The organism is Mycobacterium shimoidei (assembly GCF_900417275.1).
Lineage (GTDB): Bacteria > Actinomycetota > Actinomycetes > Mycobacteriales > Mycobacteriaceae > Mycobacterium > Mycobacterium shimoidei.
On sequence record NZ_UEGW01000001.1, the window covers coordinates 1,490,312 to 1,503,167 of the forward strand.

A 12,856-nucleotide genomic window follows, 5' to 3' on the forward strand; every position below is an offset into this window, starting at 1 on the left:
CACGGAATAGCGGATATCTTCCCCAGTTACGCTGACGGGCGTGACAACGGGCAAGCGCGGCGGCGCCGTGGCCCGACGCTGGTCCGCTGAGACCCGCCTGGGGTTGGTGCGACGAGCTCGGCGAATGAATCGCAAACTGGCCGAAGCGTTTCCACATGCCCATTGCGAACTGAACTTCACCACACCGCTGGAATTGACGGTGGCGACCATCTTGTCGGCACAAAGCACTGACAAGAGGGTCAACCAGACCACGCCGGCGTTGTTCGCCCGCTACCGCACCGCGCTGGATTACGCGCAAGCCGACCGCGATGAGCTGGAGAATCTCATCCGCCCCACCGGCTTCTACCGCAACAAGGCGACGGCGTTGATCGGCCTGGGGCAAGCGCTGGTCGAGCGGTTCGACGGCGAGGTGCCGTCGACCATGGAGGAGCTGGTGAGCCTGCCGGGAGTGGGACGCAAAACAGCCAACGTGATTCTCGGCAATGCGTTCGGTATCCCCGGGATCACCGTTGACACCCATTTCAAGCGGTTGGTCGGACGGTGGCGGTGGACGACCGAGCAGGACCCGGTCAAGATCGAGCACGCCGTCGGCGAACTGATCGAACGCGACCAGTGGACGTTGTTGAGCCATCGGGTGATCTTTCACGGCCGCCGGGTCTGTCACGCGCGCAAACCCGCGTGCGGCGTGTGCGTGCTGGCCAAGGATTGCCCCTCGTTCGGGCTCGGGCCCACCGAGCCGCTGATCGCCGCCGAGCTGGTCCAGGGCCCGGAAACCGAGCACCTGCTGGCCCTGGCCGGACTGTAGACCGAACCCGTTCATGACCTCTCGGACCCGCTGGACCGTTGCGATCCTGGTCGCGGTGGGAATCCTGGTCGCGGCGTTGCTCGTCGAGCTGCGCGACATGTCCGGCTCCTCGACCGCGCCGACCGCTCCGGTGATCGGCGGCCCGGGCCGCGAACACCGCGACGCCGACACCCCGGCCGCGCTGGCCGGGCCGCGGCAGCGCGCCGCCTTGCCGCCGTGTCCGGGCGCCGGTGACGACCCGGGCCCGGTAGCCCTGCGCGGTGTCACCGCGGAGTGCGCAGCCGACGGTTCGGTGGTCGACGTGGCTCGCGCGCTGGCCGGGCGCCGGGTGGTACTCAACCTGTGGGCGTATTGGTGCGAACCATGCAAGGCCGAGTTGCCGGCGATGGCCGAATATCAGCGACGCGCCGGGTCGCGGGTGACGGTGGTGACCGTGCACCAGGACGAGAATGAGACCGCCGCTTTGCTGCTGCTGGCCGAATTGGGTGTGCGCCTGCCCACCCTGCAGGACGGCCGGCGGGGGATTGCCGCTGCATTGCGGGTACCAAATGTGATGCCCGCGACGGTCGTACTGGCGCCGGACGGTAGCGTTGCGCAGACCCTGCCGCGGGCCTTCGACAGCGCTGAGCAAATCGCGGCCGCGGTCGATGCAGCCAGTTAGAAAGGGGAGGCGCCGGTGACCGCTGCGGTTCCGCTGACGCCTGAACTCAGCCCGTCGTGGCTGCGCCCGCTCGTCGACAACGTCGGCGAGGTGCCGGAGGCCTTCCGGCGTCGGCTGCCGGCCGATGTGTTGGCCATGGTGACCGCGGCGAAGGAGGGTGCAGCGCTGCGCGGCGACGGACGCGATGCCGCGGTGCTGGTGCTGTTCTCCGGTCCGCAGTGCGCGTCGACCGACGGTGCCCCTCCCGACGACGCCGACCTGCTGCTGACGGTGCGCGCCGCCACGCTGCGCCATCACGCCGGGCAGGCGGCCTTTCCGGGCGGTGCCTCCGATCCCGGCGACGACGGACCGGTGGCCACCGCCTTGCGGGAAGCCCACGAAGAGACCGGCATCGACGTCACCCGGCTGCATCCGCTGGCCACCCTGGAGCGAACGTTCATCGCGCCGTCAGGTTTTCATGTGGTTCCCGTGCTCGCATACTCGCCGGATCCGGGGCCGGTGGCTGTCGTCGACGAGGCGGAAACGGCAATCGTCGCGCGGGTTCCGGTGCGGGCCTTCATCAACCCGGCCAATCGGCTGATGGTGTACCGTCGCGCGTTGCACCGTCGCTTCGCCGGCCCGGCGTTTCTCTTGAACCAAATGCTGGTGTGGGGTTTCACCGGCCAGGTAATTTCAGCGATGCTGGATGTCGCCGGCTGGGCGCAGCCGTGGGACAGCAACGATATCCGCGAGCTCGACGAAGCTATGGCTCTGCTCGACCATGAGGGTGGTAGGTGATGACCTCGTCACAGTGGCTGGACATCGCGGTGCTCGCGATAGCCTTCATCGCGGCTGTTTCCGGTTGGCGCTCAGGGGCATTGGGCTCGCTACTGTCGTTCATCGGAGTGCTGCTGGGCGCGGTCGCCGGGGTACTGCTGGCCCCGCACCTCGTCGAGCACATCAGCGCTCCCCGCGCCAAATTGTTCGCGGCGCTGTTCTTGATCCTTGGGCTGGTCGTCGTCGGTGAGGTCGCCGGTGTGGTGCTCGGCCGGGCGGTGCGCGGCGCGATCCACAGCGGCGGCATCCGGTTTCTCGACTCGGTCATCGGGGTTGCCGTTCAGCTGGTCGTGGTGATGGTTGCGGCCTGGATGCTGGCGACTCCGCTCACCACCTCGTCTAATGAGCCCAGTCTGGCTGCGGCAGTGCGTGGTTCGCGGGTGCTCGCCCAGGTCAACGAGGTGGCACCGCCCTGGTTGAAGACGGTGCCCAAGCGGCTGTCGGCGTTGCTGGACACTTCAGGTCTGCCGCAGGTGCTTGAACCGTTCAGCCGCACTCCGGTTGCGGCGGTCGCGACACCCGACGCCGACCTGGTGAGCAACCCGGTGGTGGCCGCCACCGAGCCCAGTGTGGTCAAAATCCGCTCGGTCGCTCCTGGCTGTCAGAAAGTGTTGGAGGGCAGTGGATTTGTGCTCTCGCACGACCGTGTGATGACCAACGCCCACGTGGTGGCCGGCGCGAACAACGTCACCGTCGAGGCGAGCGGAAATCCCTACGACGCCACCGTGGTCTCCTATGACCCGAACGCGGATGTCGCTATCTTGGCAGTGCCCAATCTTGCGTCGTCGCCGTTGGCCTTCGCCGAGCACCCCGTCAAAGGTGGTGATGACGCTCTGGTTCTGGGCTATCCGGGGGGCGGAGGCTTCGTCGCAACGCCGGCCAGGATACGTGACGTCATCAAGTTGTCCGGTCCGGATATCTACCGTAACTCCACGGTGGAGCGCGAGGTGTACACGGTCAGGGCAATTGTGGAACAAGGAAATTCGGGCGGCCCGATGATCGACCTGAACGGCAAGGTGCTCGGCATGGTGTTCGGCGCGGCGGTCGACGACAATGACACGGGTTTCGTGCTGACCGCCAAAGAGGTGGCCGGTCAACTATCTGCGATCGGCGACACGGCGCCGGTCCCCACCGGTGAGTGCGTTAGCTGACCCCCAGTCCGTACACCTTGTCCAGGAACCGCGTGAGGTGTCCGTTGACTTCGTCGGGCGCTTCTTCGTGGCTGAAATGCCCTGCACCCGAGAGCGTTACATAACGTCCATGCGGCGCGTGACGTCGGGTGCGTTCGACGGGGTCGGCCAGCACGTAGGGATCGGCATCTCCGCGGATGTGCAGCAACGGCACATTGATGTTGGCGTTCATCGCCCGCATGAACCGCCGACCCTCGTCGCGCAGCTGGCTGCGCACCGCCCAGCGCTGATATTCCAACGCACAGTGCGCTGCCGACGGAATCTGGATCGCTTGGCGCAGATGGCCGATGGTCTCCGAAAAGTCTTCGGATGCAAGCCATTTCGCACTGGCACGACTGCGTAGTAGATGCTCGATTTCGGCGCCGTTATGCCGGGTCAAAACGTGTTCCGGCCACATCGGCACCTGGTAGCGCAACAACGACGGTAGCAGCGCACGGGCTTGATCTCTGGTGGTCAACGCCGAGGCGCGTAACGCAGCAGGATGCGGCGAGCTGATCACTGCGATGGCGCGGACCAGCCGGGAGTGCAGCACCGAAGTGGCCCAGCAGACCAGCCCGCCGTCGGCATGGCCGATCAGCGTTGCCGAGGAGTGCCCGAGCGCGCGGATCAGCCCGGCGGTGTCACCGGCCAGCGTCCAGCCGTCGTACCCGCGGGGCGGTTTGTCGCTGCCGCCGTAACCGCGCAAATCGACCGCGACCGCCCGCACCCCGGTCAGCCCGCGCAGCTGGTGCCGCCAGGACCACCAGAACGAGCCGAAGCCGTGCAGCATGACCACCAGCGGCCGCTCCATCGGCGCCCTGGCCGACTCCCCGGCAGGTGGTGTCGACTCGACGACCTGAAACCGGATGCCGTTGGCATGCACGTCCAGATGACGCCATGGCCCGTCGATACGGGTCACCGACGGATCTGGAGCGGCCATCTACCAACCCGAGGGATCCGCGGGCGTCCCGCCCTGCGGCGCACTGACCGCCGCCGACCCGGACTTGTCCTGCCCCGGGGTGAACGCGGTGCGGGTCTCCTTGACCGATTCGATGGTCTCCCGGGGACCGCGGATGCGGCGGACTTTGAGATAACCGAACAACGCCAGCACCGCGGTGAACACGACCATGATCCCGAACACGATCAGGTAGGCCACCCAGCGCCACAACCAGAGATCGAGCAGCTCGGCAACGAAAAAGAAGAAAAAGAAGGTCGAGTAGAACAGCACCACCAGTGCCGCGATGAAAAAGACGCTACCGGTGAGGCCTTTCTTGACGTCGCGGGTGATTTCCGCGCGGGCCAGCTCCACCTCCGCGCGCACCAGCGTCGACATTTGCGCGGTGGCGTCTTTGACCAGATCTCCGATCGAGGGTTCGGCCGGCAACGCATGCGGATCCGTCAGCGGAATTGTGGTCACCGTACCGGGCACGCCATTGCCGGAGCTCTTGCGATCTGGCCTACTCACAGACGATCCTCCCGGTTAAATGGGCCCGGCCCGCCTCGAAGCCGGCCGGTTCGCTGTCGACGCGGTTCATGTTGCCATGGCCGTCGTTGCCAGACGAGGCCAACCGGACTGACATCACGCTAGACTGGCGCATCCATCTCGGATTCGTCGACGGGAGCACGACTTTGCAGACTACGCACCGCCGGTTCCGCGTCGTGTCTGCATTGGCCGCGGCGATCGGACTGCTGGGCGTACCCGCCGTGGCGTCGACGAGCGCGATTGCTGACGACCGCGTCCCGATCGGTGGCGGTGCGGGCATCGTCATCGACGGGGACACCATGTGCACGCTGACGAGCATCGGTAACGACGACACCGGCGCCTTGATCGGCTTCACCTCCGCCCATTGCGGCGGCCCCGGCGCTGAGGTGGCCGCCGAGGCCGCGCAGAACCGCGGTCCGCTGGGCACCATGGTGGCCGGCAACGACAGCCTCGACTACGCCGTCATCCGGTTCGACCCGGCTAAGGTCGCGCCGGTGCCCGACTACGGCGGTTTCGTGATCGACGGTATCGGCCCGGATCCGTCGTCCGGCCAGATCGCCTGTAAGCAGGGTCGCACCACCGGCAACTCCTGCGGCGTGACCTGGGGGCCGGGCCAGGAGCCGGGCACCATCGTCATGCAGGTCTGTGGCCAGCAGGGCGACTCCGGGGCGCCGGTCACCGTCAACAATCGCCTGGTCGGCATGATTCACGGCGCCTTCAGCGAGAGCCTGCCGGCCTGCGTCACCAAGTACATCCCACTGCACACCCCGGCGACGGTTGTGTCGATCAACGCGGTGCTTGCCGACCTCGCCGCCAAGAACCGCCCTGGGGCCGGGTTCGTTCCGGTCGGGGGCGAGCCGCCGGCTACCTGACGGAGCCGGCTATTTGGCCGCCCGGATCGCGTCGAACACACCGGGATCGAGCAGCGTCGAGGTGTCGCCGAGCTCGTGGTCGTTCGCGATGTCGCGCAAGAGCCGGCGCATGATCTTGCCGCTGCGGGTCTTGGGCAGCTCGGGCACCACGTGGATCTCCCGCGGCCGGGCGATCGGCGAGATCTCCTTGGCCACATGATCGCGCAGTTCGTCGAGGACCTCTTCACCGACGCTGTCGGCGTGGTCGGCCTGTAGAACCACGAACGCGCAGATGGCCTGTCCCGTGGTCTCGTCGGCGGCGCCGACCACGGCGGCCTCGGCCACCCCGGAATGTCCGACCAAGGCGGACTCGACCTCGGCGGTGGAAATCCGGTGCCCGGACACGTTCATCACGTCGTCGACGCGGCCCTCCACCCAGATGGCGCCGTCGGGGTCGTAGCGGGCGCTGTCGCCGGTGAAATACCAGCCCTGCTGGGCGAACTTGGTCCAGTAGTTCTCCCGGTAGCGATCCGGGTCCCCCCAGATGCCGCGCAGCATCGCCGGCCAGGGCTGGTCGATGACCAGGTATCCGGTGATGTGCTCACCGTGGTCGGGGCACGGTTCGACTTGCTTGCCGTCGTCGTCGACGATTCTGGCGGAGATACCGGGCAGCGCCGTCATCGCCGAGCCTGGCTTGGCCGCCGCGATCCCGGGGAGCGGTGAGATCATCGCGGCGCCGGTCTCGGTCTGCCACCAGGTGTCGACGACCGGGGTGCGACCCGAACCGATGACCTCGCGGTACCAGCGCCAGGCCTCCGGGTTGATCGGCTCGCCGACCGACCCCAGCAATCGCAGGCTGGACAGATCGTGGGCGTCGGGAATTTCGCGGCCCCACCTCATGAATGTCCGGATCAGTGTCGGCGCCGCGTAATAGATTGTCACCCCGTATTTTTCGATGATCTCGAAATGCCGATGCTGGGTGGGGGTGGACGGTGTGCCCTCGTAGATAACTTGCGTGACACCGTTGCACAGCGGGCCGTAGACGCTGTAGGTGTGCCCGGTGACCCAGCCGATGTCGGCGGTGCACCAGAACACGTCGGTCTCCGGTTTGATGTCGAAGATGCTGTGGTGGGTGTAGGACGACTGGGTCAGATAGCCGCCGCTGGTGTGCACGATGCCCTTGGGCTTGCCGGTGGTGCCTGAGGTGTACAGCAGAAACAGTGGGTGCTCGGCGTCGAAGGCCTCGCAGGTGTGCTCGGCCGGCGCCCGGTCGACGACCTCGTGCCACCACAGGTCACGCCCGTCCGTCCAGGGCACGTCGATCCCGGTGCGACGGACCACCAAGACGTTCTTGACCGGGCTGTCGTCGCCGACCGCTTCGTCGGCGGCTTCCTTCAGCGGCATCGGTTTGCCCCGGCGGAACTGCCCGTCGGCGGTGATCAGCAACTTGGCCTCGGCGTCAGCGATGCGGGCGCGCAGCGCCGTGGCGGTGAAACCCGCGAAGACCACGCTGTGCATGACGCCCAGCCGCGCGCAGGCCAGCATCGCGATCAGCGCTTCGGGGATCATCGGCAGGTAGATCGCGACGCGGTCGCCGGCGACCAGCCCCAGGTCGCTTAGCGCGTTGGCGGCCTTGCACACCTCGGTCTGCAGCTCGGCGTAGCTGATGCTGCGGCTGTCACCGACCGGCTCGCCTTCCCAGTAGATGGCGGTCCGGTCGCCGTGCCCGGCTTCGACATGACGATCCACGCAGTTGTAGGCGACGTTGAGTCTGCCGCCGACGAACCACTTGACGAACGGTGCATCCGACCAGTCCAGCACTTGCTCGAACGGCGTCGCCCAGGACAGCCGGTTGGCTTGCTCGGCCCAGAACTTCAGCCGATCCCGCTCGGCCTGGCGGTATGCCTCGTCGCCGACGTTGGCCTGCTTTTTGAACTCCGGATGCGGCGGGTACGACGAAGGCGCTTCGGTCACGGTGACGAGCCTAGTCGGGCGACGATGCAGGTCGGGACGACCTGAGGAGGAGCACGACAATTGGATCTAGTCGGGCGACGATGCAGGTCGGGACGACCTGAGGAGGAGTCCGACAATTAGATCTAGCTAGGGTCGCTGGCATGGTGCGTGCGGTGGCGGCAGCGGTTGTCGCCGTTGCCGCGCTGGCCCTGACCGCCTGCGGAGGCGGCGGCACGCGCACCGACGTCGTTATCGTCAACGCCGGCGAGCCGCAGAATCCGTTGATCCCGACCAACACCAACGACACCAACGGCGGGCGTGTCATCGACCGGCTGTTCGCCGGCCTGATGTCCTACGACGCCAACGGCACACCGTCGCCGGAGGTCGCCCAGTCGATCGAGACGACCGACAACATCAACTACCGGATCACGCTCAAACCGGGATGGACGTTCACCGACGGATCGCCGGTCACGGCGCACTCGTTCGTCGACGCCTGGAACTACGGCGCGTTGTCGTCCAACGCCCAACTTCAGCAGAGCCTGTTCAGCCCGATCGCCGGTTTCGACGACGTCGCCGCCGCCGAACCTACTGCCCACACGATGTCGGGTCTGCGCGTGATCGACGACCACCACTTCACCGTGCGCCTCAAGGCGCCGACCATCGACTTCAAACTGCGGCTCGGGTTTTCGGCGTTCTACCCGTTGCCGAAAGTAGCGTTCGCCGACATGGCGGCCTTCGGCCAACACCCGATCGGCAACGGCCCCTACCAACTCGCCGGCGAGCACCCCTGGCTGCACAACGTCAAAATCGAGCTGACGCCCAATCCCCGCTACCACGGCAACCGGATGCCGCAGAACAAAGGCTTGCGCTTCGTCCTCTACGCCAACCTCGACACCGCCTACGCCGACCTGTTGTCGTCGAATCTCGATGTGCTGGACAGCATCCCGCCCAGTGTGCTGCCGGTCTACCGCAAAGACCTCGGCGACCGGGCGATCACCGCACCGGCAGCCAGCAACCAAACCCTCGATACTCCGCTGCGGCTGCCGCATTTCGGCGGCGAAGAGGGACGGTTGCGCCGGCTGGCGCTGTCGGCCGCGATCAACCGGCCGCAGATCTGCCGGCAGATCTTCTCCGGCGCCCGCACGCCCGCCCGCGAATTCACCGCCAGCTCGCTGCCCGGCTACGACGCCGACATCGACGGCAACGAGGGGCTCGATTTCGACCCGGACCGGGCCAGGCAGCTGTGGTCGCAGGCCGACGCGATCTCAAAGTGGAACGGCCAGTACGCAATCAGCTACAACGCCGACGGCGGCCACCAAGAATGGGTGGACGCGGTGGCCAACAGCATCAAGAACGTCCTGGGCATCGACGCCGTCGGCGCGCCGCAACCCACCTTCGCCGGATTCCGCACGCAGATCACCAGCCGCAGCATCGCGACCGCCTTCCGGGCCGGCTGGCAGGGCGACTACCCATCGCTGCTCAGTTTCCTGCAACCGCTGTTCGTCACCGGGGCCGGAGCGAACGACGTCGGTTATTCCAACCCCCGTTTCGACAGTGCGCTGTCCGATGCCGCGGCGGCACCCAGCGTGGCGGAATCTCACGCGCTGGCCAACCAGGCACAGCGAATCCTGTTGCGCGACATGCCCGTCATACCGCTGTGGTACACCGTCAGCGTGGCCGGCCGGTCGCCGGCCGTCAGCAACCTCACGCTGACCTGGAACGGTCTGCCCGACTACGAACACATCATCAAGGCCTGATATGACGTGGTATATCGCGCGGCGGCTGGCGGTCATGATCCCGGTCTTTTTCGGGGCCACGCTGCTGATCTACGGCATGGTGTTTTTGCTGCCCGGCGACCCGGTGGCGGCGCTGGGGGGAGACCGCCCGCTTTCTCCCGCGGTGGCCGCGGCGCTGCGCGCCCAATATCACCTCGATGACCCGTTCTGGCTGCAGTACGTGCACTACTTGGGCGGCATCCTGCGCGGCGACCTGGGCCGCTCCTACTCTGGTCTGCCGGTGACTACCGTTCTGGCCCAGGCGTTTCCGGTAACGATCAGACTGGCGCTGATTGCGGTCGCGGTCGAGGCGGTGCTGGGCATCGGGTTCGGGGTGATCGCAGGGCTTCAGCGCGGTGGCGTTTTCGACGCCGGGGTGCTGATCGCCAGTCTGATCATCATCGCAATCCCGATCTTCGTGCTGGGTTTCCTGGCACAGTTCGTCTTCGGAGTGCGGCTGGGCATCGCCGCGGTCACGGTGGGCGATGACGCGTCATTGTCGCGGTTGCTGCTGCCCGGGATCGTGCTGGGCTCGGTGTCATTCGCCTACGTGGTGCGGTTGACCCGGTCGGCGGTGGCCGCCAACGCGCACGCCGACTATGTGCGCACCGCGACCGCCAAGGGGCTGTCCCGACCGCGGGTGGTGACGGTCCACATCCTGCGCAATTCGCTGATCCCGGTGGTGACCTTCCTCGGCGCGGACCTCGGTGCGCTGATGGGCGGGGCGATCGTCACCGAGGGGATATTCAACATCCACGGCGTCGGCGGCGTGCTCTACCAGGCCGTCACCCGCCAAGAGGCGCCGACCGTGGTGTCGATCGTGACGGTGCTGGTCGTGATCTACCTGGCTGCCAACCTGATCGTCGATTTGCTTTACGCTGCACTGGATCCCAGGATCCGCTATGGCTGAGCTCTGGGGTGGATTCTGGCGCCGGCCGAAGTTCATTGTCGCTGCGGCGCTGATCGGGTTCGCCCTCGTCGTCGCCGCTTTCCCGGCGCTGTTCACCTCTGCCGATCCCGGCTACGCCGACCCCGACCAGAGCCTGCTTGCGCCGTCGGCGGCGCACTGGTTCGGCACCGACTTGCAGGGTCATGACATCTATGCGCGCACCGTCTACGGTGCCCGCGCATCGATCGCGGTCGGGTTGGGTGCCACCGCGGTGGTGTTCGTGCTCGGCGGGGTGCTGGGGGCGCTGGCCGGGTTCTACGGCGGCTGGATCGACACGTTGGTCTCCCGCGTCGCCGACGTCTTCTTCGCAATCCCGTTGCTGCTGGCCGCCATTGTGCTGATGCAGGTGGTGCATCACCGCACTGTGTGGACGGTGATCGCGATCCTGGCGGTGTTCGGCTGGCCGCAGATTGCCCGGATCGCGCGGGGAGCGGTTCTCGAAGTGCGGGGCCGCGACTATGTTCTGGCGGCGAAGGCGTTGGGGTTGACCAAGTTCGGCATCTTGGTCCGCCACGTGGTGCCCAATGCCATCGGGCCGGTGATCGCGGTGGCTACCATCGCGTCAGGTGTGTTCATCGTCACCGAGGCCACGCTGTCCTACCTCGGTGTCGGATTGCCGCCGTCGGTGGTGTCGTGGGGCGGCGACATCAATGTGGCGCAAACCCGGCTGCGGGCGGGGTCGCCGATTCTGTTCTTTCCCGCGGGCGCATTGGCGATCACCGTGCTGGGTTTCATGATGATGGGCGACGTCCTGCGCGATGCGCTCGATCCGGCGTCGCGGGGGAGAGCGGCGCGATGACCGAGCCGCTGTTGACGGTGAAGCGCCTGGAGGTCCGCTTCGGCGACGACCCCGCGGTCCAGGGAGCGGATTTCACCGTGCGCCGTGGCGAGACCGTCGCCGTCGTCGGGGAGTCGGGTTCGGGGAAATCCACAACGGCCGCAGCGGTTCTCGGATTGCTACCGCCCGGCGGACGGATCACTGCCGGGCGTATCGTGTTCGACGGCGTCGACATCACCGCGGCGGACCGGCGCACGCTGCGGGCGATCCGCGGTTCGGGCATCGGCTACGTGCCTCAAGACCCGACGACCAACCTGAACCCGGTATGGAAGGTTGGTTTCCAGGTGTCAGAAGCGTTGCGCGTCAACAACGTCAACGACGTCGCCGCCGAGCGGCTGCTGGCCGACGCGGGCATGCCGGACCCGGCGACGCAGGCCCGAAAATACCCCCACCAGCTGTCGGGCGGCATGTGCCAGCGCGCGCTGATCGCAATCGGTTTGGCCGGCCGGCCGCAGCTGCTGATCGCCGATGAGCCGACCTCCGCGCTGGATGTCACCGTGCAGCGGCAGGTGCTGGATCATCTGCAGCGCCTCACCGCCGAACTCGGCACCGCACTGCTGCTGATCACCCACGATTTGGCGCTGGCCGCCGAGCGGGCCGAGCGTGTGGTCGTCATGCACCGTGGCGCTGTCGTGGAAACCGATGCGGCACAAGCGGTTCTGGGTAATCCGCAGCATGACTACACCAAACGGCTGGTTGCGGCGGCACCGGCGCTGCGTCCGGCCGCGGACCAACACCGAGTAGACCGCGAAGCGTCCGCCGACGACATCGTCGTGGCCAGCGGGCTGACCAAAATCTATCGGCAGTCCCATGGGTTGCCGTGGCGGCACACCCATTTGCGCGCCGTCGACGACGTGTCGTTTCGGCTGCGGCGCGGCCGCACGTTGGCGGTCGCCGGCGAATCGGGCTCGGGAAAGTCCACGCTGGCGCGAATGGTGCTCGGGTTGCTGCAACCGACGTCGGGCGCCGTCGTCTTCGACGGTCAAGACATCGCCGCCCTGGATCGGCGCGCGACGCTGGAGTTTCGGCGTCGGGTGCAGCCGGTGTTCCAAAACCCGTACAGCAGTTTGGATCCCATGTATTCGGTGTTCCGGGCAATCGAAGAGCCGCTGCGCATCCACCGCATCGGTGACCGTCGGCAACGACGCCGAGCGGTGCGGGAACTGATCGACCAGGTGGCGCTGCCGTCGTCGCTGCTGGGGCGGCGCCCACACGAGCTGTCCGGCGGTCAACAACAGCGGGTCGCGATCGCCCGGGCGCTGGCGCTGCGACCCGAGGTGCTGGTGTGCGACGAGGCGGTCTCGGCGCTCGACGTCGTCGTGCAGGCGCAGATCCTGGATCTGCTGGGCGAACTGCAAGCGACGCTGGGCCTGACCTACCTGTTCATCAGCCACGACCTGGCGGTCATTCGGCAGATCGCCGACGAGGTGCTGGTGATGCGGGCCGGCCGGGTGGTCGAACACGCGGCCACCGAGGAGGTGTTCAGCCGACCGCGGGAGGCCTACACGCGTGAGCTGCTCGATGCGATTCCAGGGCGCGGGTGACCGCCAAAGACG

Annotated in this window: 12 protein-coding genes; 9 read left to right on the forward strand and 3 right to left on the reverse strand. The window is 67.0% G+C overall.

Features of this window, described 5'->3' with window-relative positions:
• Nucleotides 1–67 precede the first annotated feature (67 nt).
• Genes nth through marP form a run of 4 tightly spaced genes read left to right on the forward strand, consistent with a single transcriptional unit; the run spans nt 68 to nt 3,433 of the window.
• Entirely contained in the window at nt 68–805 is a 738-nt protein-coding gene (gene nth, locus MSP7336_RS07175) for an endonuclease III (RefSeq protein WP_113964813.1), read from the forward strand.
• 13 nt (nt 806–818) lie between these two features.
• Nucleotides 819–1,466: a TlpA family protein disulfide reductase gene (locus MSP7336_RS07180; RefSeq protein WP_069394690.1), complete on the forward strand. Its 648-nt coding sequence runs from the start codon at nt 819–821 to the stop codon at nt 1,464–1,466.
• A 15-nt stretch (nt 1,467–1,481) separates the two neighbouring features.
• Complete coding sequence (locus tag MSP7336_RS07185) at nt 1,482–2,243, forward strand: NUDIX hydrolase (protein ID WP_113963381.1); 762 nt, start codon at nt 1,482–1,484, stop codon at nt 2,241–2,243.
• Entirely contained in the window at nt 2,243–3,433 is a 1,191-nt protein-coding gene (marP, locus tag MSP7336_RS07190; protein ID WP_113963382.1) for an acid resistance serine protease MarP, read from the forward strand. Before MSP7336_RS07185 ends, marP begins: the two co-directional genes overlap by 1 nt.
• On the opposite strand, the gene MSP7336_RS07195 is transcribed toward marP, so the two are convergent.
• Both MSP7336_RS07195 and MSP7336_RS07200 read right to left on the reverse strand, forming a co-directional pair.
• On the reverse strand, nt 3,426–4,391 hold the full coding sequence (locus MSP7336_RS07195; protein ID WP_113963383.1) for an alpha/beta fold hydrolase: 966 nt from the start codon (nt 4,389–4,391) through the stop codon (nt 3,426–3,428). The genes marP and MSP7336_RS07195 overlap by 8 nt on opposite strands.
• Nucleotides 4,392–4,916 carry a phage holin family protein gene (locus MSP7336_RS07200; RefSeq protein WP_069394694.1) on the reverse strand — a complete coding sequence of 175 codons (525 nt, stop codon included), beginning with the start codon at nt 4,914–4,916 and terminating at the stop codon, nt 4,392–4,394.
• Between the two features lie 164 nt (nt 4,917–5,080).
• Between MSP7336_RS07200 and MSP7336_RS07205 the strand changes: the two genes are divergently transcribed.
• Nucleotides 5,081–5,806, forward strand: coding sequence for a chymotrypsin family serine protease (locus MSP7336_RS07205; RefSeq protein WP_084226330.1), 726 nt, complete (start codon nt 5,081–5,083; stop codon nt 5,804–5,806).
• Nucleotides 5,807–5,815: 9 nt separating this feature from the next.
• On the opposite strand, the gene acs is transcribed toward MSP7336_RS07205, so the two are convergent.
• On the reverse strand, nt 5,816–7,759 hold the full coding sequence (gene acs / locus MSP7336_RS07210; RefSeq protein ID WP_181786620.1) for an acetate--CoA ligase: 1,944 nt from the start codon (nt 7,757–7,759) through the stop codon (nt 5,816–5,818).
• Nucleotides 7,760–7,899: 140 nt separating this feature from the next.
• Here acs and MSP7336_RS07215 point away from each other — a divergent pair, with 140 nt between their 5' ends.
• From MSP7336_RS07215 to MSP7336_RS07230, 4 genes are read left to right on the forward strand one after another with little or no spacing between them, the layout of a single operon-like run.
• Nucleotides 7,900–9,495 carry a peptide ABC transporter substrate-binding protein gene (locus MSP7336_RS07215; protein ID WP_113963384.1) on the forward strand — a complete coding sequence of 532 codons (1,596 nt, stop codon included), beginning with the start codon at nt 7,900–7,902 and terminating at the stop codon, nt 9,493–9,495.
• 1 nt (nt 9,496) lies between these two features.
• The gene (locus MSP7336_RS07220) at nt 9,497–10,423 is read left to right on the forward strand and encodes an ABC transporter permease (protein ID WP_113963385.1); all 927 of its coding nucleotides are present in this window, start codon (nt 9,497–9,499) and stop codon (nt 10,421–10,423) included.
• A complete protein-coding gene (locus MSP7336_RS07225; RefSeq protein ID WP_181786622.1) occupies nt 10,416–11,261 on the forward strand; it encodes an ABC transporter permease in 846 nt (281 codons plus the stop codon). Before MSP7336_RS07220 ends, MSP7336_RS07225 begins: the two co-directional genes overlap by 8 nt.
• A complete protein-coding gene (locus tag MSP7336_RS07230) occupies nt 11,258–12,844 on the forward strand; it encodes a dipeptide ABC transporter ATP-binding protein (protein ID WP_113963386.1) in 1,587 nt (528 codons plus the stop codon). Before MSP7336_RS07225 ends, MSP7336_RS07230 begins: the two co-directional genes overlap by 4 nt.
• Nucleotides 12,845–12,856 lie beyond the last annotated feature (12 nt).

Coding starts and splice junctions, on each gene's coding strand:
- marP (WP_113963382.1), top strand. CDS start 2,243: ATGACCTCGTCACAGTGGCTGGACATCGCGGTGCTCGCGATAGCCTTC.
- MSP7336_RS07195 (WP_113963383.1), bottom strand. CDS start 4,391: ATGGCCGCTCCAGATCCGTCGGTGACCCGTATCGACGGGCCATGGCGT.
- MSP7336_RS07220 (WP_113963385.1), top strand. CDS start 9,497: ATGACGTGGTATATCGCGCGGCGGCTGGCGGTCATGATCCCGGTCTTT.
- MSP7336_RS07225 (WP_181786622.1), top strand. CDS start 10,416: ATGGCTGAGCTCTGGGGTGGATTCTGGCGCCGGCCGAAGTTCATTGTC.
- MSP7336_RS07180 (WP_069394690.1), top strand. CDS start 819: ATGACCTCTCGGACCCGCTGGACCGTTGCGATCCTGGTCGCGGTGGGA.
- MSP7336_RS07230 (WP_113963386.1), top strand. CDS start 11,258: ATGACCGAGCCGCTGTTGACGGTGAAGCGCCTGGAGGTCCGCTTCGGC.
- MSP7336_RS07215 (WP_113963384.1), top strand. CDS start 7,900: ATGGTGCGTGCGGTGGCGGCAGCGGTTGTCGCCGTTGCCGCGCTGGCC.